A 24,299-nucleotide genomic window follows, 5' to 3' on the forward strand; every position below is an offset into this window, starting at 1 on the left:
GGGGTCACCGGACCCGGCGGGCGTCGTCCGGGAGCCGGACGGGCAGCGGCTCGCCGACGGGCATGGCCTCGGCGCCCCGGCGCACGACCACCTGGGCGAGGGCGTCCTCCCAGTCCGCGGTCGCGTCGGGCTCGATCGCGGGCCGGCCGAGGAAGGACGCGCGCAGCATCCAGCGCTCGCCGTTGATGCCGATGATCCGCGAGGGCTGCGTGGCGGTGGTGCCGTCGGGACGGCGGACCGGCATCTGGCACACGAGCTCGGTGCCCCAGCGGCCCTCGCGCTCGGTGGCGTTCCCCCCGCGGCGCACCATGTCCTGCGCGATCTGGGGTCGGACCTCGGACCAGAGGTCGCCGTTGCGCGGGGCGGCGAACGCCTGGAACTCGCACGCGCCGTCGCTGCCGGCCAGCATGACCGCGCGGACCTGTCCGCTCTTCTCGTCGACCTGGAGCCGGAGCTCACGCCCAGCGAGGGCGGGGACGAGCAGGGAGCCCAGGTCGGCCCGGTCGACCCCGTCGCCCTCGACCTGCGAGGCGTCGAACGGACCCGAGCCCCGCGCTCCCCCGCCAGCCGTCCCTGAGGACGCGTCGGCGGCGCCGGCGGTCGTCTCGGCGGTCGCCCCGGACGTCGTCTCGGGGGTCGTCTCCGAGGTCGTCTCCGCGGCGGGCTCGGTCGCCTCCTTGCGGCGGAACTTCACGTCAGGACTCCTTCGATCAGGGCTCGTTCGGCTGCAGTGACCGGCTCACGGACGCGAACCGGTACCCGTAGAACCGTAGCCCCCGGCGCCCCGGACGGACTCCGGCAGCACCCCCACCTCGACGAAGCGGGCCCGCTCGAAGCGCTGGACCACGAGCTGGGCGATCCGGTCCCCGCGGGAGAGCGCCACCGCCTCGACCGGGTCGTGGTTGATCAGCAGCACCTTGATCTCGCCCCGGTAGCCGGCGTCGACCGTGCCCGGCGTGTTCACGATGGACAGGCCGTGGCGGGCGGCGAGGCCCGAGCGCGGGTGCACCAGCGCGACGTACCCGTCGGGCAGCGCGACCGACAGCCCGGTCGGCACGAGCGCCCTCTCGCCCGGGGCGAGGACCACGTCGACCGTCGTGTGGAGGTCCGCGCCGGCGTCGCCGGGGTGCGCGTAGGACGGCAGCGGCAGGCCGGGGTCGAGCCGCACCACGGCGATCTCGAGGTCGGCCGCGGGAGGGGTCGGGTCGTGGTCGGGCACGAGGAGGGAATCTATAGGCTCTGCGCCGTGGACTACGCCGAACGCCTCACCGTCCCGTTGCGCTGGTGGGCGCAGGGCACGATGCTCGTGGCATCCCTGTGGCTGGCGGTCCTCGTCGCGGTCCCGGAGTCCCAGGTCGTCGTCTGGGCGGTGACGGCGGCCGCGTTCGCGGCCCTGGTCACGTTCCTCGTCGGCTACGGCAACGTGCGGGTCGCCGTCGAGGGCGACACGTTCCACGCCGGCCGGGCCCACGTCCCGCTGCGGCACGTCGGCGAGGTGACCGCCCTCGACGCCGAGGCGGTACGCCGCCTCGCGGGCGTCGACGCGGACGCCCGGGCCCACCTCGTGCTGCGCCCCTACCTCAAGCGGGGCGTCCGCGTGGACATCGTCGACCCCACCGACCCGACGCCGTACTGGCTCGTCAGCTGCCGGCGCCCGGACGCCCTCGTCTCAGCCCTAGAGGCGACCCGGGCGCGCTGACGCGCTGGGTAGGGTTGCGGCCATGGCAGAGGACAGCTCGAAGGTCTGGACCATCTTCTCGCTGGCGAGCGCCCTCGGCGCCGCCTCGATCGCCCGCAAGGGGATCGACAAGGCCTGGAAGATGAGCACCGGCAAGAATCCCCCGGAGAACCCGGCCGACCCCGACGTCTCCGTCGGGGAGGCGGTGGCGTGGGCCGCCGTGACCGGCGCCCTGGTGGCGCTGGCGCGGATGTTCGCCCAGCGCCGGGCGGCGGGCTACTACACCCGCTCGACCGGTCACCGCCCGCCCGGCCTCCGCGCCGGCGACAAGGCCTAGCAGCCACACGCACGAGGCCCCGGCCCGTCCCGCGAGGGGACGGCCGGGGCCTCGTTGCTCGTGGTGGTGCGTCGTGCTCCGTCGTCTGCTGCCGGCGGCTCAGATGCAGTCGCGGCAGATGAGCTTCTTCTCGTCGGCGAGCTGCGAGCGGTGGTGCACCAGGAAGCAGCTCATGCAGGTGAACTCGTCGTCCTGGCGCGGCATCACCTCGACGGCGAGCTCCTCGTGCGAGAGGTCGGCGCCCGGCAGCTCGAAGGACTCGGCAGCCTCCGTCTCGTCCTCGTCGACCTTGCCGGAGTTCTTGTCGTGGCGCCGCGCCTTCAGCTCCTCGATGCTCTCCTCGCTCTGGTCCTCCTCGGACTTGCGCGGTGCGTCGTAGTCGGTGGCCATCAGTTCCCTCTCCCCATGCAGTGGCTCGTGCCCGCCGGGTCGCGGCTCGGGCTGAGACCAGTTGTGCGCGTCGTCGGCGCCAAAGTGTGCACCATGGACCGGTTCCGTGGTGAGCCGGTCCGCGACGTGTCGCCTGAACAGTGGGCGACAGCGCGCTATTCCCGCCCGTTCAGGCGAGGAACCCGGCCGCTGCGAGCGCCTCCACGAAGTCGTCCCAGCCGTCGGCCGGGGCTCCGACCACCACGTTGCGGACGGGGTGGGACCCGAGCGTGAAGGTGCCGTCGAGCAGCTCGAACCGGCCGCCGGCCTCCTCGAGGACCAGTGCGCCGGCGGACCAGTCCCACGGCTGCGGACCGGCCTCGACGTAGCCGTCGCCGCCGCCCTCCGCCACGTGGCACAGGTCGAGCGAGCAGGAGCCCATCCGGCGGATGTCACGTACCTCGGGCAGCAGCCTGGCGACGCAGCCGGCCTGGTGCTCGCGCACCTCCCGCCGGTAGCCGAAGCCGGTGAGGACCAAGCGCTCGGCCAGCGGCGGCGAGGGGCGCACGCGGATGGGCCGACCGTCCCGGGTCGCGCCGTGCCCGCGAGCGGCGGCGTACTCGACCCCGGCCGGGATCGTGACCACCGCACCCGCCACGACGCGGCCGTCGACCTCGGCGGCGACGGAGACGGCGCAGTCGGGGAGGCCGTAGAGGTAGTTCACCGTGCCGTCGATGGGGTCCACGACCCACCGCACGCCGGACGTGCCGGGTCGGTCGTCGCCCTCCTCGCCGAGGATGGCGTCGTCGGGCCGGGCGGCGGTGATGCGCTGGCGGATGAGGGACTCGACCGCGCGGTCGGCCTCGGTGACCACGTCGACGGCGCTGGTCTTGGTGTCGGCGACCCCGATGCCCCCGACCCGCATCTCGCGCGCGAGCGCGGCACCGTCGTGCGCCAGCGTGCGCGCCAGGTCGCGCAGGTCCGCCGCGGCGGCGCTCACGAGTCGACCCCGCACAGGGCCGGACGCGGCCCACGGGGGTTGGGGCAGCAGCCGGCGCCGCACAGGTCCGGGCCCGCAGGCATCGACCCGACGGCCGCCCGCTCGGGCTCCTCGCCCCGCTCGGCCGCGGACCGCTCGAGGAGGAGGTCGCGCACCATCGCCACGAAGCGCGGGTCGACGCCGGGGGTCGCCGCACGCACCGCCTGCACGCCCAGGCGCTGGGCGGTGGCCAGCGCCTCGGTGTCGAGGTCGTAGATGACCTCCATGTGGTCGGAGACGAAGCCGATGGGCACCAGCACGACCTGGGCGACCCCGTCGCGGGCCAGCTCCTCGAGGTGGTCGTTGACGTCGGGCTCGAGCCACGGCGTCGACGGCGCGCCCGAGCGGGAGCAGTAGACGAGGTCGTGCCGGCGGTCCTGCCCGGTCGCCGCCCGGACGCGGGCGGCGACCTCGTCGGCGGCGCTCTGGTGCTGCGGGACGTACGCCGGGCGCGGCTGCCCGCGGCCGTCCTCCGAGCCGCTGGTCTCGGCCATCGCGGTCGGGATCGAGTGCGTGACGAACACGAGGCGGGCCGCGTCGCCGCCGGCGGGCAGCTGCGCCAGCGCCGCCAGGCAGGCGTCGACCACGGGCTCGATGAAGCCGGGGTGGTTGTAGTACTGCCGGAGCTTGTCGAGCCGGGGCGCGCCCGGCACCTCCTGGACCGCGTCCCAGAGGTTCTCGCGGTACTGACGGCACGAGGACCACGAGGAGTACGCCGACGTGGCGAGCACCGCGGCGCGGCCGATGCCGTCTGCGGTCATCCGGCGCAGCGTGTCGGCGAGGTAGGGGTCCCAGTTGCGGTTGCCGAAGTAGACGGGCAGGTCGATGCCCTGCTCGGCGAAGTCCTGCTCGAGAGCGGCGATGAGGGCGCGGTTCTGGTCGTTGATGGGGCTCTTGCCCCCGAAGAGGAAGTAGTGCTGGCCCACCTCCTCGAGCCGCTCGCGCGGGATGCCGCGGCCTCGGGTCACGTTCTCCAGGAACGGCACCACGTCCTCCGGCTTCTCCGGTCCCCCGAAGGAGAGCACGAGGAGCGCGTCGTACGGCTTCACGTCGGGGTGACCCGCAGGATTCATGCTGCCAGCGTAGAGCGGCCTACCATCGCGCTGATGCTCGACTCCTACCGCCGGGTGCTGGCCCGTCCGGGCGCCCTCGCCTTCAGCAGTGCCGCACTCGTCGCCCGGCTGCCGATCTCCATGGTCGGGCTCGGGATCGTGCTCCTCGTCGAGGCGCGCACCGGCTCCTACGGGCTGGCCGGCACCGTGTCGGCGGTGTTCGTCCTCGCGGAGGCGGCGTTCGCCGTGCTGCACGGACGATGGGTCGACCACTACGGCCAGGCGCGCGTGCTGCCGCTCGCGATCTCCGTCTTCGGCGCCGGCCTGGCCCTGATGATGATGGCGGTCGAGCAGGACTTGTCGGGGCCGTGGACCTACGTCTTCGCGGCCGTCGCGGGCGCCGCCCTCCCCCAGGTCGGCGCGAGCGTGCGCACCCGCTGGTCGCACCTGCTCGACGACGGGAGCGAGAAGCAGACCGCGTTCGCGCTCGAGGCGGTGCTCGACGAGGTCGTGTTCGTGGTCGGGCCGGTGCTCGTCACGCTGCTGGCCACGAGCTGGCACCCGGTCGCCGGACTCACCGCGGCCCTCGTCACGGGGGTCGTGGGCACGTTCGCCTTCGCAGCACAGCGCCGCACCGAGCCGCCGGCCGGCCGGACCGCGCCGTCGGGGGCGCGGGCCCCGATGCCGTGGCGGCTGGTCCTGCCGCTCGCGCTGGTCTGCCTCACCCTGGGCGCCCTGTTCGGCGCGGCCGAGGTCACGACCGTGGCCTTCGCCGAGGAGCGGGGCGAGCGCTGGGTCGCCGGATGGCTGCTCGCCGCGTGGTCCCTCGGCAGCCTCGTGGCGGGACTCGTCACCGGCGCCGTCGCCTGGCGCAGCGGTCCGGACGCGCGCCTGCGGTGGGGCTCCGCGGCGATGGCGCTGGCCATGGCGCCGCTGATGTTCGTCTCCTCCATCCCGCTCATGGCCGTCGTGCTGCTCGTCGGGGGCCTGGCGATCGCGCCGACGATGATCGGCGCGATGACGATGGTCGAGCAGGGCGTCCACCCGAGCCGGCTCACCGAGGGGATGGCGATCCTGCACACCGGGATCGTCGCCGGGGTCGCGCCCGGTGCGAGCATCGCCGGCTTCGTGGTCGACCACAGCGGCGCGTCCGCCGCCTACGCCGTCGCGCTCGGCGGCGGGATCCTCGGCGCCCTCGGCGCCCAGGTCGCCCGCCAGCCCGCGCCTCGCGCCGACCGCGACCCCGCGCCGGTGCGCTGACCCCCACCGGGCGATGCCCTAGCGTGCGGGCATGACCGCACGCGCGCACGACCACGTCTGGCGCAACTGGTCCGGACTGGAGCAGGCGGTGCCTCGTCAGGTGGAGACCCCCGCGTCGGTCGCCGCCGTCGTCGACGCCGTACGCCGGGCCCGCGAGGACGGCACGACGGTGAAGATGGCCGGCACCGGGCACAGCTTCACCGCCATCGCGGCCCCCGAGCACACGCTCCTGCGCCCGGACGCGCTCAGCGGCGTCCTCGCCGTCGACCGGGAGGCGATGACGGTGACGGCGCGCGCCGGCACGCCGCTGAAGGACCTCAACCTCGCCCTCGAGCGGCTGGGCCTGTCGTTGCACAACATGGGCGACATCGCCGAGCAGACCCTCGCCGGCGCCACGTCGACCGGCACGCACGGCACCGGCGGGACCGCCGCCGGGCTGGCGGCCCAGCTCGCCGGCCTCGAGCTGGTCACGGGCACCGGCGAGGTGCTGCGCGCCTCCGCGACCGAGCACCCCGACGTCTTCGACGTCGCCCGGGTGGGGCTCGGGGCGCTCGGGATCCTCACCAGCCTGACCTTCCACGTCGAGCCGCTCTTCGTCGTCGAGGCCCACGAGCAGCCGATGACCTGGGAGCGCGCCCTCGGCTCCTACGACGAGATGGTGGCCGCGGCCCACCACGTCGACATGTACTGGTTCCCCCACACCGACCGCCTCCTGGTCAAGCAGAACGTCCGCACCGACCTCGAGCCCGGCGAGCAGCGGCCGCCGTCCCGGCTGGCGTCGTGGTGGGAGGACGAGCTGGTGTCGAACAGCGTCTTCGGCGGACTGTGCCGCGTCGGCTCGCGCGTGCCTGCTCTGGTCCCCCGCCTCAACCGGCTCGCCGGCCGTGCCCTCTCCGAGCGCCGCTACAGCGATCTCGCCCACCGCGTCTTCGTGACGCCCCGACGGGTGCGATTCCGGGAGATGGAGTACGCCGTCCCGCGGGAGGTCGGCCTCGACGTGCTCCGCGAGTGCCGCCGCGTCATCGATGCCAGCGACTGGCGGATCGCGTTCCCCGTCGAGGTCCGCACGGCTCGCGCCGACGACGTGCCGCTGTCGACCGCGCACGGGCGCGACAGCCTGTACCTCGCCTTCCACGTCCCGGCCGACACCGACCACCGGCCCTTCTTCGGGGGCCTCGAGCCGCTGCTGCGCGAGGCGGGCGGACGACCGCACTGGGGCAAGGTCCACACGCGCACGGCAGCGGACCTGGCGCCGGCGTACGAGCGCTTCGACGACGTCCTCGCCATGCGCGAGCGGCTCGACCCGGACCGGGTGTTCGCCAACGCCCATCTCCGGCGCGTGCTCGGCGACTGAACGGCGCACCCGGGACGCCGGCTCAGACGTTGGCCGGGCCCCTCGGCAGCGGCGCGCGCCAGCCGCGCACGAGCGCCAGCAGGCGCCACCCGAGACAGGTCGCGAAGCCCGCGGCCGCGACGACCAGCAGGGGCAGGCCGAGGCGGTCCAGCACCACCACCACCCCCGCCCCGGCCAGCGCCGGCGTGGCGTAGAGGACGCCCTCGAAGATCACCGGGACGCTGCCCGCCAGGACGTCGCGGATCATCCCGCCGCCGATCCCGGTGACCATGCCGAGCAGCGCTGCCGGCAGCGGCTCCAGGCCGAAGTCCAGCGCCTTGAGGGCGCCCGTCACGCAGAACAGGGCCAGGCCGAACGCGTCGAGGACCGTGATCGTGCGCTCCATCCGGCCGACCGTCGGGTGGAAGACGAACGTGAGCAGGCCGGCCGCGACCGGGACCAGCAGGTAGCGCCAGTCGGCGAGCGCGGCGGGCGGCGTGGCACCGATGAGGACGTCGCGGATGAAGCCGCCGCCGAGCCCGGTGACCCCGCCGAGCACCAGGGCGGCGAAGAGGTCGAGGTTGCGGCGGACGGCCACCAGGGCGCCGGCGACCGCGAAGACGAAGATGCCGGTCAGGTCGAGCACGACCAGCGTCGCGGCGAAGTGCGTGTCGGGCACCCGGGAAGCCTAGGGCGCGCCGCGGGCGCAACGGCGCCGGGGCACCGCGCTGGCGTAGGCTCGACGCAACGGATGCAGCCGTGCACCGACCGCCCCTCATCGCCACCAACCGCTACCCGACCGCCACCCGCCACCCGTCACCGCCGCAGGCAGGAGTCCGCCGTCCATGGCCAAGCTGACGTTCACCGGACGCAGCGGGGACGGCAAGCGCCTGCTGCTGGTGGACGAGTCGGGCCAGCAGCACTCCCTGGCGATCGACGCACGGCTCCGCCGCGCCCTGGCGGGCGCACCCGACAGCAACGGCCAGTTGGAGATCCCGATGCAATCAAGCCTCCGCCCCCGCGACATCCAGACGCGCATCCGCGCCGGGGAGAGTCCCGAGGCGGTGGCACACGCCGCGGGCACGTCGGTCGAGAAGATCATGCCCTTCGCCGCCCCCGTGATGGCCGAGCGCGCCCACGTCGCCGAGCGGGCCCAGCTCGCGTCCGTGCGCCGCCGTGCCACCGAGTCGGGTGCACGCACGCTCGGCGAGGCCGTGAGCGCCCACCTGCGCTCGCACAACGTCGACCCGAGCAGCGTGGAGTGGGACGCCTGGCGCCGCGAGGACGGGCGCTGGACGCTCACCGGGGTCTTCGACGTGGCCGGGCGCTCCGGCATCGCGACCTTCTCCCACGACCCCCGCGGCAACTTCGTGACCGTCGACGACGAGGACGCCCACTGGCTGGTCGGTGACGCGGCGCCGTCCGCCGCCGAGCACGCCCCCGAGCACGACGCCCGACCCGGCCCCGAGGCCGCCGACGACGAGCTCGCGGCCCGCCGGCGCCGGCTCAGCGCGGTCGGCGACGTGCCGCTGGGCGACGACGCCATCGAGATGGTCGCCGGCGAGCAGTCCGCCACCGAGACGACCATGGAGCTCTTCGACGAGGGGCTCGATGCGCAGCCGGCCGCTGCCGACGCCGAGGAGGACGGCCGGGGCCGATCCGCCGACGACGCCGCCGGCAGGTCCGAGCCCGACGCGGCCGGACCCGCCGCCCAGGCCCCCGCGGAGCCGCGCCGGCCCGCGAGGAAGCGCGGCCGCGCGTCGGTCCCGAGCTGGGACGAGATCATGTTCGGCGGCGGCAAGAGCGAGTGAGCCGGCCGGGGGCGGCGCGGGTCCGCGGCGGGTGAGTGGCCGGTGCGCCTGCTGCAGCTCAACGTCCACCCGCTGAAGTCCGGGGCCGTCCGGCCGGTCCCCGCCGCCGACGTGCTGCCTCGCGGCCTGGCCGACGACCGCTCCTGGATGGTCGTCGACGGCGAGGGTCGTCTCGTCTCGGCCCGGGAGGCGCACGCGACGTTCACCATCGTGGCCGACACGCCCGCCACCGACCCCACGGTGACGTCCGCCCTCCGGCTCCGTGCGCCCGGGCGGGCCGACCTGCAGCTCGACGTCCCGGACGCCGACCCGGTGGCCGTGCGCCTGTTCTCCCAGGACCTGTGGGCGACGCCTGCGGGGGACGACGCGGACGAGTGGGTCCGAGCCGTCGTCGACCGCCCCGACGTACGCCTGGTGTGGTGCCACGATCCGCGGAGCCGCACCCTCCAGCCGGGGTTCTCCGTGCCCGGCGACCACACCGCGTTCGCCGACTCCTTCCCCGTGACCATCGCCTCCCGCGCCTCGCTGCGGCAGCTGCACGACTGGATCACCGAGCGCGCCCTCGAGACGGGCGAGGATCCGCCGGAGCCGCTGCCCGTCGAGCGGTTCCGCGCCAACCTCGTCGTCGACGGCGACGAGCCGTTCGCCGAGGACCGGTGGACGCACGTGGTCGTCGGGGACGTCCGGTTCCGGCTGGGCAAGCCGGTCAGCCGGTGCGTGATGACGGCGATCGACCTGCACACGCTGGCGACCGGCCGGGAGCCGATCCGGACGCTCGCGCGCCACCGCCTCGTCGGGGGCAAGACGCTGTTCGCCGTGCACCTGGTGCCCGAGACCGTCGGGCGGATCGCCGTCGGCGACGAGGTCACGGCCGACTGATCACCCGGTGGCGACCGGGCGCGACGGATCGGTGACCCAGCCGCTCCAGCTGCCCGGGTAGAGCGCCGCGCGGATGCCGGCCACCTCCATCGCGAGCAGGTCGTGCGCCGCCGTGACCCCCGACCCGCAGTAGGCCGCGACCGAGCCGGCGGTGTCGGCGCCGACGCGGGCGTACCTCGCCCGGAGCTCGGCCGGCGACCGGAAGCGCCCATGCTCGTCGAGGTTGTCGGTGGTCGGGACGTTGACCGCGCCCGGGATGTGCCCGGCCACCGGGTCGACGGGCTCGGTCTCCCCGCGGTAGCGCTCGGGCGCGCGCGCGTCGACGAGCACCTCGACGTCGAGCACGTCGTCGGCCCCGACCACGGCGGCCCCCTTGGACGCCGCCACCGTGAAGTCGCCCGGCGCGGGGTGCGTCTCCCCCACCTCGACGGGGTGCCCCTCCTCGAGCCAGGCCGTCCACCCGCCGTCCAGGACACGCACGTCACGGTGTCCGTGGTGCCGCAGCAGCCACCAGGCGCGCGCGGCGGCCCGACCCTGCCAGTCGTCGTAGACCACGACGGGCCGGTCGTCCCGCACGCCCGCGCGCCGCATGGCGGCGGCGAACCGCGCCTCGTCGGGCAGCGGGTGACGCCCGCCCTCGCCGGGCGGGTCGGCGAGGTCCTCGTCGAGGTCGACGTACGCCGCCCCCGGCACGTGCCCGGAGGCGTGCGCCTCGCGGCCGGGCGGGCCACCCAGCGCGTAGCGGACGTCGAGCACGGTGACGCGCGCCCGCTCGTCGGCGCGGTCGTCGGCGAGGTCGGCGGCGAGGTCGGCGGGGCTGATGAGCGGGCCGCTGGCGTCCATGACCGGCACGGTAGCCGCCCGGCGGCGCCGTCGCTGTGACAAGATCGCCCGGACATGGCTGAGCTGCACTTCTTCACGGGCACGATGGACTCCGGCAAGTCGACGCTGGCGCTCCAGACCAATCACAACCACGCCGCCCGCGGACGCGTCGGCCGCATCTTCACCACGCACGACCGGGCGGGCCAGGCGGTGGTCTCGAGCCGGCTCGGCCTCACCCACGACGCGCTCGAGGTCGACGGCGGCTTCGACTTCTGGGCCTACGTCGTCGCCACGCTCACCCGCGGCGGCCGCATCGACTACCTCATCTGCGACGAGGCCCAGTTCTACACCGCGGAGCAGATCGACCAGCTCGCCAAGGTCGTCGACGAGCTGCAGATCGACGTGTTCGCCTTCGGCATCCTCACCGACTTCCGCTCGGTGCTCTTCCCGGGCAGCGCCCGTCTCGTCGAGCTCGCCGACCGGATGAACGTGCTCCAGGTCGAGGCGCTGTGCTGGTGCGGCAAGCGCGCCACGCACAACGCGCGCACGGAGAACGGCGTGATGGTGGTGGAGGGCGAGGTGATCGTCGTCGGCGACGTCGACCAGGTCGACGAGCCCGCCGCCGACGTGGCCTACGAGGTGCTCTGCCGCCAGCACCACCGGCGCCGGCTCACGGCCGCTCGCGCCAAGGCCGTCTCCCTGGCCCCCGAGCCCCTGCCCTTCGGCTGAGGCCCGCGCGAGCGCGACGCGCGCCGCGGCGCGTCGAACGACCAGAAGTTTGTCAGGACGTCCCCGAACCCGCGGGGCCGGGCCGCCGGAGGCGGTTCCGGTCGTCCGACACGCCGACCTGCCTGTGCGTCTCCTGGCGACTCACGGGCGGGGATCAGCCGACGAGCACCGGGATCAGCATCTCGGCCGGGGTGAGCGAGCCGTGCAGCCCCACGAGGGTGTTCTCGTAGGGGAAGTCGCGCGTGGAGATGATCGCGGCGTCGCCGTGGCAGGCGACCATCACGTCGCCCAGCCGCGGCAGGACGCCGGGCGCGACGTCGCCGAACCAGCCGCGGCCGACCGCGTCCTCGCGGGTCAGCACGGTCGCTGCGTCACCCAGCACCTCGTGCCAGGTGTCGACGACGTCGGCGACGGCGCCCGCCGAGCAGTAGAGGTGGCGGAAGCGCGCCTCGCCGCCGAGCAGGGCCACGCCGTCGCGCATCCCCTCGACCTCGTCCACGTCGACGCGGGACGTCCGAGGGCTGTCGACCATGCCGTGGTCGGCGACGACGAGCAGCCGCGTCGACGCCGGGAGCGCCTCGCGCAGCTGCTCGGCCTCCGCGTCGACCATCGCGAGCTGCTGGAGCCACTGCGTCGACGCGACGCCGAACTTGTGCCCGGTCCAGTCGAGGTCGGAGTCGTAGACGTAGGTCAGCGAGGGCTCGTCGGCCGAGGCGGCGACGGTCGCCGCGATCCGCTCGCCCACCCGGTCCGCGCCGACGTACGTCGCTCCGCGCTGCGAGGCGACGGTCAGGCCGGTGCCGTCGAAGTCGCGCTTGTTGACCGAGGTGACGTGGACGCCGGCGCGGGCCAGCCGTCCGAGCGCCGTGGGGTGCGGCTGCCACTCGACGGGGTCGACGGTCTTGTCCCACCAGAGGTGGTTGAGCAGCCGGTCGGTGCCGGGGATGCGGGCGGTGAAGCCGACCAGCCCGTGGGCGCCCGGGGCGAGCCCGGTGCCGAGGGAGGTGAGCGACGTGGCGGTGGTGGACGGCACGCCGGCGGTACCGGTCGCGGCGCCCTCGGCGAGCGAGGACAGGTACGGCGCGGCGTGGCCGTGGCGGGCGATCAGCTCCGCCCCCATCCCGTCGACGAGGAAGACGACGTACGACGGCGCCTCGGGCAGCTCGAGCCCCACGGGGTGGCCGTCGAGCGGGACGCCGAGGGCCCGGGCGACCGACGGGACGACGTCGGCCAGCGAGCGGTCGCCGTAGGCCGGCGGCAGGAAGCCGGACGGGCCCGCACCGGGGGCGGCGGTCACGCGATGCTCATCCGCGGGTCCGCGCGGAGAGCGCGTCAGAGAAGGCCAGCAGCCCGGCGACCGCGTCGGCGCCCTCGGCCGCGGCGGACACGCGCAGGGTGTAGTCGTCGCCGGCCAGGGTGCCGGTGTAGCCGTGGTCGGCGTCGCAGTCGGGGTCGGAGCAGCCGGCAGGCTCGAGGTCGATGCGGCCCACGCCGCCCCAGCCGATCGTCAGCACCGCCTCCGCGGGCGGGGCGACGCCAGCCGTGGGGTTGGCGACCATCCGGGTGACGACCACCGTCCTGATCGAGGTCAGCGTGACCGCCTCGGTGGTCGTCGAGGTGTACGGCTCGGGCAGCAGGTCGTCGCCCGGGTGCTCGTCGGTGTGCGCGATCACCAGCCGCGTCGGCGTGAGCAGCAGCGCCGTGAGGTGGCGGCGCACCTCCTCGTGGTCGAACGTCGTCTCGTGGTGGACGAAGTAGGAGAGGACCTCCTCGCCGCCGGCGGCCGAGAAGACGCCGTCGGTGACGACCTCGGGGTAGTAGCCGGTGCGGTGGATCGCCTGGCGGAGGTCGTGGGAGACGTCCGCGTCACGGGTGGAGCGGGGCATGGTCGCAGTCTGTCACGCGGGGCTCAGTCGGGCAGCGTGTCCCCGGGCATCGTGCTGAGCCGGCGCACGAACCAGTCCGAGCGCGGGTCCTTCACCGGCTCCACGCGCACCGACGCGCCCAGCACGGTCGCGCCGTGGGCGCCGGCCAGGACGAGCGGCAGCTGCAGGGCGCGCACCTGGGGCAGGTCGTGCTGGAGCTGCGCCACCTGGCGCACCAGCCGCTCGATCTCCCCCACGTCGACGATCTCGCTGCCGCGGTAGCCGAACAGCAGCGGCGAGGCCTTGATCTCGCGGACCATGTCCTGGGCGTCGTGGTCGGCCAGCGGCGGGATGCGGAAGGACCGGTCGCCGAGGAGCTCGGTGAGCGGACCGCTGATGCCGAACGACAGCACGGGCCCGAAGAGCGGGTCCTCCATGGTCGCGATCGTGACGGGCACGCCCGGCGGTGCGTTGCGCTGCACCACGAAACCGGCCCGGTCGGGGTCGGTGATGACCTGGTTGAGCGCGCGCCACGCGCTGGCCATGGCGTCCGCGTCGTCGATGTTGCGCCACACGTGGGCGAGGTCGGGGCGGTCGCGCAGGTGGTCGGCCGTCGCCTTGAGCACGACGTCCCAGCCGAGGGCCTCCCCCGCGGTGAGCGCCTCGTCGAGCGTCGCCACGGCGTAGGTCTCCCACAGGTCGATGCCGTAGGCGCCCAGCAGGCGGCTCTGCTCCTCGAAGTCGAGGTCCCGTCCTTCGGGATGGCGCATCAGCACCTCGTTGACGAGGTGGCGGGCGGCGTCGAGGTCGTTGACGGCCGGCTCGGTGATCGTCGTCTGCGGGACCCGCAACCACACGGCGTACTCCACCACCCGCGCGAGCGCGCGGACCGCGGCCTCCACGGCGGGGTACGACGGCACGGACCCCCGGCCGGCGCTGGAGCCGGCGACGTCGGGCACGCGCAGCAGCTCGGGGACGCCCTCGGTGCCGAGGAACGTCGACACGATCGGCTTGTCGGACTGCTCGCCGACGGCGGCGAGCACGTTGGCGACGTCCTCGCGCGCCCCGGCGACGTTGAGCGGCGGGATGAAGATGGCGACCACCGCGTCGACCTCCGGGTCGTCGATCGCGGCGTCGAGGGCGTCCTCGAAGTCCTCGGCGGTCGCGTCGGCGCCGAGCGCCTCCTGCCGGTTGACCACGAGGCCGACGGAGTTGGCGGCGTCGACGGCGAGCAGGCCCAGGGCGTCGGAGTTGCCGACGATCGCGACCCGGCGCCCCCGCGGCAGCGGCTGGTGGGCGAGCAGCTGCGCGACGTCGAACATCTCCTCCAGCGACTCGACCTGGATGATCCCGGCCTGCCGGAACATCGCGTCGACGGCCTCGGCGGGCGCGCCGATCTTGCGGACCGCGTGGCCCATGGGCACGCCCTGCGAGCTGCGGCCGGACCGCACGGCCACGATCGGCTTGCGGCGGCTGACCCGCCGGGCGATGCGCGAGAACTTGCGCGGGTTGCCGATCGACTCGAGGTAGAGCAGCACCACCTCGGTGGCGTCGTCCTCCTCCCAGTACTGGAGGAGGTCGTTGCCGGACACGTCGGCGCGGTTGCCGGCGCTGACGAACGTGGTGAGGCCCAGTCCGCGGTTCTGCACCTTCTCCAGGATCGCCGAGCCGAGGGCGCCGGACTGGGAGAAGAAGCCGGCGCGGCCCCGCGGCGGCATCACCGAGGACAGGGACGCGTTGAGCTGGACGTCGGGATCGGTGTTGATGATGCCGAGCGCGTTGGGACCGATGAGGCGCAGGCCGTAGGAGCGCGAGAGCCCCACCAGGCGGCGCTGGCGCATCCGGCCCTCCTCGCCCGTCTCCGCGAAGCCGGACGAGATCACGACCAGGCCGTGGACGCCCTTGGCGGCGCAGTCGAGCACGACGTCCTGCACCGACTCCGCCGGGACCGCGACGATCGCGACGTCGACCTCGCCGGGGATCTCCCCCACCGTCTTCCACGCCGGCATGCCCGACACCGAGTCGGCGCTGGGGTTGACGACGTGGATGCGCCCGGTGAAGTTGCCGAGCACGAGGTGGCGCACGAGCGCCTGCCCGATCGTGTCCTGGCGGCGGCTGGCCCCGATGATGGCGACCGACCTGGGCGCGAAGAACCGCTCGATCGAGGCGTACTCCGCGCGGTGCTCGCGCTGCTCCATGACCCCGATCGCGGTCTCGGTCGGGTCGATGCGGAACACCAGCTCCATCACGCCGTCCTCGAAGGCGCTCCTGACCTGGTAGCCGGCGTCCTTGAAGGTGCGGATCATCGGCTGGTTGTCGGGGAGCACCTCGGCGACGAACTCCTCGATGCCGCGCTCGCGGCCGGCCTGCGCGAGGTGCTCGAGCAGCAGCTGGCCGATGCCGCGGCCCTGGTGGCGGTCCTCGACGAGGAAGGCCACCTCGGCGTAGCCGGGGCGGATCGTGTCGTAGCGACCGACGGCGATCATCTGGCCGGCGACGAGCAGGATCATCGCCACGCGGTCGCGGTGGTCGACCCGGGTAAAGCGGTCGAGGTCGCGCTCGGACAGCTCGGGCATCGGGGAGAAGAAGCGGTAGTACTTCGACTGGTCGGAGACGCGGCTGTAGAACTCGACGAGCAGCTCGCGGTCCTCCGGCTGGATGGGCCGGATGTGTGCCGTGCGCCCGTCGCGCAGCAGGACGTCCGCCTCCCAGTGCCGCGGGGGCGGCGGAACGGTCGACAGCTCGTGCGCTTCGGTCACGGCTGCAATCTATCGGCTGGGCGGCGCCAGGCGCCCGTCCCCTGACGGAACGACGCGACCCGCACCGGCGTGCCCCCGTGGGGTCGCGGAGGCGGAGCGGGGAGAATGCACGCCATGGCACGACGCGCGGCGAAGCAGCCCCTCCCGGACGACTTCGAGGAGCACATCCTCGACACCGACATCCGCGACGAGATGCAGACGTCGTTCCTGGAGTACGCCTACTCCGTCATCTACTCCCGCGCGCTGCCCGACGCCCGCGACGGCCTCAAGCCGGTGCAGCGCCGCATCCTCTACACGATGGACGACATGTCGCTGCGGCCCGACCGCGGGCACGTGAAGAGCGCGCGCGTCGTCGGCGAGGTGATGGGCCGGCTGCACCCCCACGGCGACGGCGCGATCTACGACGCGCTCGTCCGGATGGCGCAGCCGTGGTCGATGCGGCTGCGGACCGTCGACGGCCACGGCAACTTCGGCTCCCCCGACGACGCCCCCGCGGCGATGCGCTACACCGAGTGCCGGATGGCGCCGGCGGCGGTGGCGATGACCGCCTCGATCGACGAGGACACCGTCGACTTCAAGCCCAACTACGACTCCCGCGAGATGGAGCCGGTGGTCCTGCCGGCGGCGATCCCGCACCTGCTCGTCAACGGCTCCGCCGGCATCGCGGTCGGCATGGCCACCAACATCGCCCCGCACAACCTCGTCGAGGTGGTCCAGGCGCTCAAGCACCTCATCACCCACCCGGGCGCGAGCCTCGACGACCTCATGCGGTTCGTCCCCGGGCCCGACCTGCCGACCGGCGGCAAGATCGTCGGGCTCGACGGCATCCGCGACGCCTACGAGTCGGGCCGCGGCACCTTCCGCATGCGCGCCACCGCCCGCATCGAGTCGGTCACCCCGCGCCGCAAGGGGATCGTGGTCACCGAGCTCCCCTACGGCGTCGGCACCGAGCGGGTCATGGAGCAGATCAAGAAGCTCGTCCTGGGCAAGAAGCTGCAGGGCATCGCCGACATCAAGGACCTCAGCGACCGCGACAACGGCCTGCGCCTGGTCATCGAGGTCAAGAACGGCTTCGTTCCCGAGGCGATCCTCGAGCAGCTCTACCGCCAGACCGCGATGGAGGACTCCTTCGGCATCAACGCCGTCGCCCTCGTCGACGGCCAGCCGCGCACCCTGGGCCTCAAGCAGCTGCTCGAGGTCTTCCTCGGGCACCGCTTCGAGGTCGTACGCCGTCGCTCCGTGTTCCGCCGCACGAAGGCCGCCGACCGGCTGCACCTCGTCGACGGCCTGCTCGTCGCGATCCTCGACATCGACGAGGTCATCCAGGTCATCCGGTCCTCCGACAACGCCGCGGCCGCCAAGGAGCGCCTGATCTCGGTCTTCGACCTGTCCGAGGCGCAGGCCGACTACATCCTCGACATGCCGCTGCGCCGCCTCACCAGGTTCTCCAAGCTCGAGCTCGAGAAGGAGAAGAGCGAGCTCGAGCGCACCATCGAGTACCTCGACGCGATCCTCGCCGACGAGAAGCTGCTGCGGAAGGTCGTCTCCGACGAGCTGGGCGACGTCGCCAAGGAGCACGGCACGCCGCGCCGCACGGTCCTGCTCGCCTCGGCCGGCACCGCCGTCACGGCCGCCTCGACCACGCCGCTGGAGGTCGCTGACGACCCCTGCTTCGCGCTCCTGTCCTCCAGCGGCCTGCTCGCCCGTACGACGTCAGCGGCCCCGCCCGGCCACGGCGAGGGCCGCGCCAACCACGACGTCGTCACGAGCGCCGTGCGCACGACCGCGCGCAGCGAGGTCGGCGTGGTCACCAGCCGCGGCCGGCTGGTGAGGGTCGGGGTGCTCGACATGCCGGAGCTGCCCGACTCGGCCAACGACCCCAACCTGCAGGGCGGCCTGCCGCTCAGCGAGGTCCTGCCGCTCGAGGCAGGTGAGCGTCCCCTGGCGCTGACGTCGCTGGCGACCGACGGTCCCGGCCTCGCCCTCGGCACCCGCGACGGCGTGGTGAAGCGCGTCAACCCCGAGGTGCTCGGCCGCGACGAGTGGGAGGTCATCGGGCTGCGGGACGGCGACGAGGTCGTCGGCGCCGTCGAGCTGGTCACGGGCGAGGAGCAGCTCTGCTTCATCTCCACCGACGCCCAGCTGCTGCACTTCCCTGCGTCCGCGGTGCGCCCCCAGGGGCGCGCCGGCGGCGGCATGGCCGGCATCAAGCTCGGCGCCGGCCAGCAGGTCGCCTTCTTCGGCGCGTTCGACCCGGCGGGGGCCGTCGTGGTGACCGCCTCCGGCTCCTCGACCGCCCTGCCGGGCACGGAGGCCGGCGCGGTGAAGGTCACGCCGTTCAGCGAGTACCCGGCCAAGGGCCGGGCCACCGGAGGGGTCCGCAGCCATCGCTTCCTCAAGGGCGAGGACACCCTCGTGGCCGCCTGGGCCGGGCCTGGCCCGGCGCGCGCGGCGGCGTCGAGCGGGGCTCCGGTGGACCTGCCCGACCCCACCGGCAAGCGCGACGGGTCGGGCGTGCCGGCGGCCCAGCCGATCGCGGCGGTGGCGTCCCCCGTCGCCGCGCAGGTCGCCTCCCAGGTCGCCGTCCATGACTCCGGGGCCCCCGGGGCCGCCGGTCCGGCGGCGGGCGCCGCCGCCACCCCTGTGGAAGGCTGACGCCATGCCCGCTCGAGGACCTGCACGGACCCGCTCCCGGCCCGCCCGCGCCGCAGCACGACTCACGACCTGCGCGGCCGCGGTCGCGCTGGCCCTGCCCGTGCTCGCCGCCTGCTCGGGCGGCGGGAGCGGGAGCGGGCCGGGCGGGGACGACGGCCCCACGCCGGAGGAAGTGCTCACCGAGGCGTCGGCGACCCTGACCGAGACCAGCGGCGTCGAGCTCACCCTCTCCACCGAGGCGCTGCCCGACGGCGTGTCCGGCATCACCCGCGCGGTGGGCACCCTGACGAACGCGCCCGCGTTCGAGGGCTCGATCACCGTCGTCTTCGCCGGGCAGAACGTCGACGTGCCGGTCGTCGCGGTCGACGACACGGTCTACGCCCAGCTGCCGTTCACCCCGGGGTGGAACGAGGTCGACCCCCGGGAGTACGGCGCCCCCGACCCGTCCGGCCTCATCGGCGACGACGGGTTCGCGGGGCTGCTCACGCTCACCGACTCACCCGAGGCGGGCGAGAGCGTGCGCGGCGGCGCCGACAACAGCGAGATCCTCACGACGTACACCGGCACGGTGCCCGGCAACGCCATGAAGTCGGTGATCCCGTCCTCCACCGGTGAGTCCTTCGACGTGGAGTGGCAGGTCAGCGACGAGGGCGAGCTGCGCAGGGCGACGCTCACCGGCGCCTTCTACCCGCGCGCCGACGAGATGACCTACACCGTCGACTTCGCCGACTACGGCACCGACAAGGACATCACCGCGCCGTGAGCGGGGCCACGGCCGCCGAGGTCACCGGCACCTCGCGGCTGCTCCTCGCGCTGGCGGCGGTCGCCGTCGCGTTCGCCGCCGCCGACACGTACGTCGTCGTGCTGGCGCTGCCCGACATGATGACCGGCGTCGGCGTGCCCATCGACCAGCTCCAGCGCGCCGCCCCCATCGTGAGCGGCTTCCTGCTCGGCTACGTCGCGATGCTGCCGCTCATCGGTCGGATCGCCGACCTCCGCGGGCGGGTCCCGGTGCTCGTCATGGCGCTCGTGCTGTTCGCCCTCGGGTCGCTCGTGACGACCGTCGCCTACGACATGCCCAGCATCGTGGCGGGGCGGTTCCTCCAGGGCGTCGGCGGAGGCGGCCTCGTGCCCGCCACCCTCGCGCTGGTCGCCGACCTCTACCCGGCGCACCGGCGCGGCGTCCCGCTCGGGGTCGTCTCGGCGGTCCAGGAGATCGGCTCGGTGCTCGGCCCGCTCTTCGGCGCGGCGGTCCTCGCGGTCGCCGACTGGCGGGCGATCTTCGCGGTCAACCTGGCGGCGGGACTGGTCCTCGCCGCCGCGATCCGTGCCCTCGCGCCCCGGTCGGACGAGTCCCGGCGGCGCGTCGACGTGGTGGGCACCGCGCTGCTGCTCGCCGCCCTGGCCAGCGCCGCCATCGTGTTCCTGCGGCCCGCGCCGCTCATGCGCGACGTCACGTGGGGCCGGCTCTTCATCCCGTTCGCCGGTGACGGGCGCTGGCTGACCCCGATCGGCGCGACCACCGTCGTCGCCCTGGCGCTCCTGCTCGCCTGGTGCTGGTACGCCCCGCGGCCCCTGCTGGACCTGCGCGGCTGGACCCGCGTCCTCGTCGAGGCCGACCTGGCCGGCGCGCTGCTCCTCGCGGGCGCGCTCGGCGGCGTGATCCTCGCCTTCGCCACCGCCGACCCCAAGGTCGAGGTGTTCTCGCCCCGCGGACGCTGGTACCTCCTGGGCGCGGTCGTCGCCGCCGCCGCCTTCGCCTGGCACGTGCGCCGCGCCGCCGACCCGCTCGTGCCGCGCGGTGCGCTGCGTCGTACGCCCGCCTGGGGCGCACTGCTGGTCAGCTTCTTCGTGGGCGCCGCCCTGATCGCCGCGCTCATCGACATCCCGCTGTTCGCCCGCACCACGGTCTACCCCGACGACCAGCTGCCGGCGGCCCTCGTGCTGGTGCGCTTCCTGCTCGCGCTGCCGGTCGGCGCGGTCGCCGGCGGCTACCTCATCCGCTTCCTCTCCCCGGGTCTCGTCACCGCCGTCGGCATGGTGATGGCGGCGGTGGCGTTCGTGCTCATGACCCGCTGGGGCCTCACGACGATCGAGGAGCCGGTCGCGAACCTCGCACTCGTCACCGGCGGGCTCGGGTTCGGCCTGGCGCTCGCGCCGGTCAACGCGGCGCTGCTCGCGTCCACCGACGACGACGTGCACGGCGTCGCCAGCGCGTTCGTCGTCGTCGCCCGGATGGTCGGGATGCTCGTGGGCATCTCCGCTCTCACGACCATCGGGCTGCGGCGCTACTACGCCGAGCAACGGGCCGTCCCCCCGGTGCAGGAGGTCTGCGACGGCGACAGCCGGTGCAAGGAGTTCTCCGACCTGCTCCGTGTCGCCGGCATCGCGCAGGAGCACGCCGTCTTCTGGGGCGCCGCCGGGTGCGCGGCGGTCGCCGCCGTCCTGGCACTCGTGCTGTTCCGCGACGTGCGGCCGACCCGGCTCACCGTCCGGGACGCCATCGGGTCGGGCGGCTGAGGTGCCCGGATCGCGGGGCCGGGCGCCCACCGGCGCCCACGGGGACTAGCCTGCGGGGCGTGAGCGACTTCGACGACCTCCTCGACGCCAACCGCCAGTTCGCGGCGTCCTTCGACCTCGGCGGCTTCGACGGCAAGGCGCACGCCGGCATCGCGCTGGTCACCTGCATGGACTCGCGCATCGACCCGCTGCGCATGCTCGGCCTCCGGCACGGCGACGCCAAGATCTTCCGGAACCCGGGCGGGCGCGTCACGCCCCAGGCGCTCGAGGCGCTGGTGCTCGGCGTGCACCTGCTCAACGTGCAGCGCATCCTCGTCGTGCCACACACGCGGTGCGCGATGGCCTCGGCGTCCGAGCAGGAGCTGCGGGCGCGGGTCGGGGAGTCCGCCGGCGTCGACGCCAGCTGGCAGTCGTTCGGCGTCGTCACCGACCAGGTCGACCAGCTCCGCCAGGACGTCGCCAAGGTCCGGACCCACCCGCTGATCGGCGACCGCGCCAAGGTCGGGGGCTTCCTCTACGACGTCGACACGGGCCTGCTCACCCAGCACGTGTGAGCGCGCGCGTGCGCTCGGCGGTCCGGATCCCGGCAGGTCCCCGACCGAGGCAGGGCCTGTTCGAGCGCCAGCCTGCCGGACGGCCTGTCCAACAGGACGAAGGCACCGGTCAGCCCGGCACGGACGCTCCGCGCGCCGGTGGAGTCGCACTTCCTCCTGTCCGACCGGCCGTCCGTCGACTGTCGACCGACGCGTGCCGCCGTACGTTCAGCGCCGGTCGTCGTGGATCCCGTGACGGCCGTGGGACGGATGACTCAGTGCAGTGCGACCGCGCGCCGTCCGCGGCCGAGGAGCACGACGGCAAGCGCCCTCTTGTCGTCCCAGGGGCGCGGACCTTCACGCGTCCAGTGCCTCGACGTCGACCTCGTAGGCGCCCTGGACGATGAACTCCTTGCGCGGTGCGACGTCGGAGCCCATGAGGAGGTCGAACACCTTGCTCGCCTCGTCGACGTCGTCGATCGTCAGCTTGCGCAGCGTGCGGTGGCGCGGGTCCATGGTGGTCTCGGCCAGCTGGTCGGCGTCCATCTCGCCGAGGCCCTTGTAGCGCTGCACCGGGTCCTTCCAGCGCAGGTTCCTCTTCTTGAGCTCCGCCAGCTTCCGCTGCAGCTCGTCGTCGGAGTAGGTGTAGATGTACTTGTCCATCCCCTTCCGCGGGTTGGACAGCTCGATGCGGTGCAGCGGCGGCACCGCGGAGTAGAGGCGGCCGTCGCGCACGAGCTCGGGCATGTACTTGAAGAACAGCGTCGCCAGCAGGCACCGGATGTGGGCGCCGTCGGAGTCGGCGTCGGCCATCAGGATGATCCGGCCGTAGCGGGCCTGCTCGAGGTCGAACGTCCGCCCGGACCCGGCGCCGACCACCTGGATGATCGAGGCGCACTCGGCGTTCTTCAGCATGTCGCCGACGGTCGCCTTCTGCACGTTGAGGATCTTGCCGCGGATCGGCAGCAGCGCCTGGAACTCGCTACTGCGGGCGGCCTTCGCGGTGCCCATCGCGGAGTCGCCCTCGACGATGAACAGCTCGGTGCGCTCGGTGTCGGTGCTGCGGCAGTCGAACAGCTTCGCCGGCAGCGCCGACGACTCCAGCGCGTTCTTGCGGCGCTGGTTCTCCTTGTGCTGCCGGGCCGCGAGCCGCGTCTTGGACGCCCCCGCCACCTTCTCCATCAGCAGCTTCGCCTGCGCCTTCTCGGCGCGCTTCGTCGAGGTGAGGAAGGCCTTGAGCTCGTTCGCGACCACCTTGCGCACCACGCTGCGCGCGGCGGGCGTGCCGAGGATCTCCTTGGTCTGTCCCTCGAACTGCGGCTCCGCCAGCCGCACGGTGACCACGGCGGTGAGGCCCTCGAGCACGTCGTCCTTGATGACGTCGGCGTCGGCGGCCTTGAGCACCTTGGCGGCGCGCATGGCGTCGTTGAAGGTCTTGGTCAGCGCGGCCTCGAACCCGCTGACGTGGGTGCCGCCCTTCGGGGTGGCGATGACGTTGACGAAGGAGCGGACCTCGGTGTCGTACGCGGTGTCCCACCGCACCGCGACGTCGACGCTCAGCTCGCGCTCGACCTCCTGCGGCGTCATGTGCCCCCGGTCGTCGAGCAGCGGCACGGTCTCGGTGAAGGTGTCGCTGCCCTGGAGCCGGAGGATGTCGGTGACGGGCTCGCCGTGGGAGAGGAACTCGACGAACTCGGCGATGCCGCCGTCGTGGCGGAACTTCTCCTCGACCATCTCGCCCGAGCGCCGGTCGCGGATGACCAGCTCGAGCCCCGGGACGATGTACGACGTCTGGCGGGCGCGGCCGAGCAGGCCCTCCATCTCGAACCGCGCGTCCTTGGTGAAGATCTGCCGGTCCGGCCAGAAGCGGATGCGGGTGCCCGACCTGCCCTTGGCGACGCGCTTGCCCTTGCGGGTCAGCCCGGACCGCGGCGTGAACGCGGCCGAGGGCCCGTCGCCGTCGAAGACGCCCGGCACGCCGCGCTGGAACGACAGGCCCTGCTGGGTGGGCGCGCGGTCGACGTCGATGTCCATCCGGGAGGACAGCGCGTTGACGACCGAGAGGCCGACGCCGTGCAGGCCGCCGGTGGCGACGTAGGAGCCGCCGCCGAACTTGCCGCCGGCGTGCAGCTTGGTCGCCACGACCTCGACGCCCGGCAGCCCGGTCTTGGGCTCCTTGTCGGTGGGGATGCCGCGCCCGTCGTCGTAGACCTCGACGGACCCGTCGTCGTGGAGCGTCACCTCGACCAGGTGCGCGACGCCGGCCAGGGCCTCGTCCACGCCGTTGTCGATGATCTCCCACAGGCAGTGCATGAGGCCGCGGGTGTCGGTCGAGCCGATGTACATGCCCGGCCGCTTGCGCACCGCGTCGAGGCCCTCGAGGACGAGCAGGTGTGCGGCGTTGTAGGTGTTGTCTGACGGTGCTGCCACGAGGGACAAACCTACCCGCGACACGCCGGGTCCCGACGCAGGCACGCCTGCCCGACGGCGTGCATGCTCCGGTCTAGCGTGGGGCACCTGACAGGCAGGCACCGCTCCACGACGACACGTCCACGGTTGAGGACAACGCCAGCCGGGAGCGATGTGACGTGATTGACTGCAGGACCTCTCGAACCAGGTGGCCGGCGGGAATCTTTGTCCCACGGGCTACGTTGGGCC

At 73.8% G+C, this 24,299-nt stretch carries 22 protein-coding genes; 11 read left to right on the forward strand and 11 right to left on the reverse strand.

Going from position 1 to position 24,299, the window contains the following annotated elements:
* Positions 1-4: 4 nt before the first annotated feature.
* Both J3P32_RS15845 and dut read right to left on the reverse strand, forming a co-directional pair.
* Positions 5-694 carry a DUF3710 domain-containing protein gene (locus J3P32_RS15845; protein WP_210441036.1) on the reverse strand — a complete coding sequence of 230 codons (690 nt, stop codon included), beginning with the start codon at positions 692-694 and terminating at the stop codon, positions 5-7.
* 45 nt (positions 695-739) lie between these two features.
* On the reverse strand, positions 740-1,219 hold the full coding sequence (gene dut, locus J3P32_RS15850; RefSeq protein WP_210441038.1) for a dUTP diphosphatase: 480 nt from the start codon (positions 1,217-1,219) through the stop codon (positions 740-742).
* Between the two features lie 27 nt (positions 1,220-1,246).
* Between dut and J3P32_RS15855 the strand changes: the two genes are divergently transcribed.
* Positions 1,247-1,699 (forward strand): DUF3093 domain-containing protein, encoded by a 453-nt coding sequence (locus tag J3P32_RS15855; protein WP_210441039.1) that lies wholly within the window; start codon positions 1,247-1,249, stop codon positions 1,697-1,699.
* Between the two features lie 22 nt (positions 1,700-1,721).
* The gene (locus J3P32_RS15860) at positions 1,722-2,015 is read left to right on the forward strand and encodes a DUF4235 domain-containing protein (protein WP_210441040.1); all 294 of its coding nucleotides are present in this window, start codon (positions 1,722-1,724) and stop codon (positions 2,013-2,015) included.
* Between the two features lie 99 nt (positions 2,016-2,114).
* Here J3P32_RS15860 and J3P32_RS15865 read toward each other — a convergent pair whose 3' ends face one another.
* The 3 genes from J3P32_RS15865 to J3P32_RS15875 form a co-directional block, all read right to left on the reverse strand.
* A complete protein-coding gene (locus J3P32_RS15865) occupies positions 2,115-2,405 on the reverse strand; it encodes a DUF4193 domain-containing protein (protein WP_056600397.1) in 291 nt (96 codons plus the stop codon).
* 169 nt (positions 2,406-2,574) lie between these two features.
* Positions 2,575-3,384 (reverse strand): inositol monophosphatase family protein, encoded by an 810-nt coding sequence (locus tag J3P32_RS15870; protein WP_307861732.1) that lies wholly within the window; start codon positions 3,382-3,384, stop codon positions 2,575-2,577.
* Positions 3,381-4,496, reverse strand: coding sequence for a ferrochelatase (locus J3P32_RS15875; protein WP_210441041.1), 1,116 nt, complete (start codon positions 4,494-4,496; stop codon positions 3,381-3,383). The genes J3P32_RS15870 and J3P32_RS15875 overlap by 4 nt, the downstream gene beginning before the upstream one ends.
* Positions 4,497-4,529: 33 nt before the next feature.
* Between J3P32_RS15875 and J3P32_RS15880 the strand changes: the two genes are divergently transcribed.
* Together J3P32_RS15880 and J3P32_RS15885 are read left to right on the forward strand one after the other, a co-directional pair.
* Positions 4,530-5,735, forward strand: coding sequence for an MFS transporter (locus tag J3P32_RS15880; protein WP_210441042.1), 1,206 nt, complete (start codon positions 4,530-4,532; stop codon positions 5,733-5,735).
* A gap of 31 nt (positions 5,736-5,766) precedes the next feature.
* The gene (locus J3P32_RS15885; RefSeq protein WP_210441043.1) at positions 5,767-7,089 is read left to right on the forward strand and encodes a D-arabinono-1,4-lactone oxidase; all 1,323 of its coding nucleotides are present in this window, start codon (positions 5,767-5,769) and stop codon (positions 7,087-7,089) included.
* Positions 7,090-7,111: 22 nt separating this feature from the next.
* On the opposite strand, the gene J3P32_RS15890 is transcribed toward J3P32_RS15885, so the two are convergent.
* Positions 7,112-7,747, reverse strand: a complete 636-nt coding sequence (locus J3P32_RS15890; RefSeq protein ID WP_307807881.1) for a trimeric intracellular cation channel family protein — start codon at positions 7,745-7,747, stop codon at positions 7,112-7,114.
* Between the two features lie 166 nt (positions 7,748-7,913).
* Between J3P32_RS15890 and sepH the strand changes: the two genes are divergently transcribed.
* Complete coding sequence (gene sepH, locus J3P32_RS18290) at positions 7,914-8,879, forward strand: septation protein SepH (protein WP_210441044.1); 966 nt, start codon at positions 7,914-7,916, stop codon at positions 8,877-8,879.
* Between the two features lie 42 nt (positions 8,880-8,921).
* Positions 8,922-9,758, forward strand: coding sequence for an MOSC domain-containing protein (locus tag J3P32_RS15900; protein ID WP_210441046.1), 837 nt, complete (start codon positions 8,922-8,924; stop codon positions 9,756-9,758).
* Here the strand turns inward: J3P32_RS15900 and J3P32_RS15905 are convergent, their stop codons facing one another.
* On the reverse strand, positions 9,759-10,601 hold the full coding sequence (locus J3P32_RS15905) for a sulfurtransferase (RefSeq protein ID WP_210441048.1): 843 nt from the start codon (positions 10,599-10,601) through the stop codon (positions 9,759-9,761).
* A 54-nt stretch (positions 10,602-10,655) separates the two neighbouring features.
* Here J3P32_RS15905 and J3P32_RS15910 point away from each other — a divergent pair, with 54 nt between their 5' ends.
* On the forward strand, positions 10,656-11,309 hold the full coding sequence (locus J3P32_RS15910) for a thymidine kinase (protein ID WP_210441049.1): 654 nt from the start codon (positions 10,656-10,658) through the stop codon (positions 11,307-11,309).
* A gap of 154 nt (positions 11,310-11,463) precedes the next feature.
* On the opposite strand, the gene J3P32_RS15915 is transcribed toward J3P32_RS15910, so the two are convergent.
* The 3 genes from J3P32_RS15915 to J3P32_RS15925 are packed head-to-tail and all read right to left on the reverse strand — an operon-like array spanning position 11,464 to position 15,933.
* Complete coding sequence (locus J3P32_RS15915; protein WP_210441051.1) at positions 11,464-12,606, reverse strand: alkaline phosphatase family protein; 1,143 nt, start codon at positions 12,604-12,606, stop codon at positions 11,464-11,466.
* A gap of 7 nt (positions 12,607-12,613) precedes the next feature.
* Complete coding sequence (locus J3P32_RS15920) at positions 12,614-13,195, reverse strand: DUF5998 family protein (protein WP_210441053.1); 582 nt, start codon at positions 13,193-13,195, stop codon at positions 12,614-12,616.
* 23 nt (positions 13,196-13,218) lie between these two features.
* Complete coding sequence (locus tag J3P32_RS15925; protein WP_307861733.1) at positions 13,219-15,933, reverse strand: bifunctional acetate--CoA ligase family protein/GNAT family N-acetyltransferase; 2,715 nt, start codon at positions 15,931-15,933, stop codon at positions 13,219-13,221.
* 114 nt (positions 15,934-16,047) lie between these two features.
* On the opposite strand from J3P32_RS15925, the gene J3P32_RS15930 reads away from it, so the two are divergent.
* The 4 genes from J3P32_RS15930 to J3P32_RS15945 are packed head-to-tail and all read left to right on the forward strand — an operon-like array spanning position 16,048 to position 21,662.
* A complete protein-coding gene (locus J3P32_RS15930; protein WP_210441055.1) occupies positions 16,048-18,588 on the forward strand; it encodes a DNA gyrase/topoisomerase IV subunit A in 2,541 nt (846 codons plus the stop codon).
* Between the two features lie 4 nt (positions 18,589-18,592).
* Entirely contained in the window at positions 18,593-19,351 is a 759-nt protein-coding gene (locus tag J3P32_RS15935) for an LppX_LprAFG lipoprotein (RefSeq protein WP_210441057.1), read from the forward strand.
* Positions 19,348-21,108 (forward strand): MFS transporter, encoded by a 1,761-nt coding sequence (locus J3P32_RS15940; protein ID WP_210441060.1) that lies wholly within the window; start codon positions 19,348-19,350, stop codon positions 21,106-21,108. The genes J3P32_RS15935 and J3P32_RS15940 overlap by 4 nt, the downstream gene beginning before the upstream one ends.
* 59 nt (positions 21,109-21,167) lie before the next feature.
* Positions 21,168-21,662, forward strand: a complete 495-nt coding sequence (locus tag J3P32_RS15945; RefSeq protein WP_210441062.1) for a beta-class carbonic anhydrase — start codon at positions 21,168-21,170, stop codon at positions 21,660-21,662.
* 336 nt (positions 21,663-21,998) lie between these two features.
* On the opposite strand, the gene J3P32_RS15950 is transcribed toward J3P32_RS15945, so the two are convergent.
* On the reverse strand, positions 21,999-24,071 hold the full coding sequence (locus J3P32_RS15950; protein WP_307861734.1) for a DNA gyrase/topoisomerase IV subunit B: 2,073 nt from the start codon (positions 24,069-24,071) through the stop codon (positions 21,999-22,001).
* Positions 24,072-24,299: the final 228 nt, after the last annotated feature.

The organism is Nocardioides xinjiangensis (genome assembly GCF_017916385.1).
Lineage (GTDB): Bacteria > Actinomycetota > Actinomycetes > Propionibacteriales > Nocardioidaceae > Nocardioides > Nocardioides xinjiangensis.

What these genes read in the sequence shown, in the direction of transcription:
- J3P32_RS15880 (WP_210441042.1), top strand. Translation starts at nt 4,530, where the DNA reads ATGCTCGACTCCTACCGCCGGGTGCTGGCCCGTCCGGGCGCCCTCGCC.
- sepH (WP_210441044.1), top strand. Translation starts at nt 7,914, where the DNA reads ATGGCCAAGCTGACGTTCACCGGACGCAGCGGGGACGGCAAGCGCCTG.
- J3P32_RS15885 (WP_210441043.1), top strand. Translation starts at nt 5,767, where the DNA reads ATGACCGCACGCGCGCACGACCACGTCTGGCGCAACTGGTCCGGACTG.
- J3P32_RS15920 (WP_210441053.1), bottom strand. Translation starts at nt 13,195, where the DNA reads ATGCCCCGCTCCACCCGTGACGCGGACGTCTCCCACGACCTCCGCCAG.
- J3P32_RS15930 (WP_210441055.1), top strand. Translation starts at nt 16,048, where the DNA reads ATGGCACGACGCGCGGCGAAGCAGCCCCTCCCGGACGACTTCGAGGAG.
- J3P32_RS15860 (WP_210441040.1), top strand. Translation starts at nt 1,722, where the DNA reads ATGGCAGAGGACAGCTCGAAGGTCTGGACCATCTTCTCGCTGGCGAGC.
- J3P32_RS15935 (WP_210441057.1), top strand. Translation starts at nt 18,593, where the DNA reads ATGCCCGCTCGAGGACCTGCACGGACCCGCTCCCGGCCCGCCCGCGCC.
- J3P32_RS15875 (WP_210441041.1), bottom strand. Translation starts at nt 4,496, where the DNA reads ATGAATCCTGCGGGTCACCCCGACGTGAAGCCGTACGACGCGCTCCTC.
- J3P32_RS15905 (WP_210441048.1), bottom strand. Translation starts at nt 10,601, where the DNA reads ATGGACGCCAGCGGCCCGCTCATCAGCCCCGCCGACCTCGCCGCCGAC.
- J3P32_RS15910 (WP_210441049.1), top strand. Translation starts at nt 10,656, where the DNA reads ATGGCTGAGCTGCACTTCTTCACGGGCACGATGGACTCCGGCAAGTCG.
- J3P32_RS15865 (WP_056600397.1), bottom strand. Translation starts at nt 2,405, where the DNA reads ATGGCCACCGACTACGACGCACCGCGCAAGTCCGAGGAGGACCAGAGC.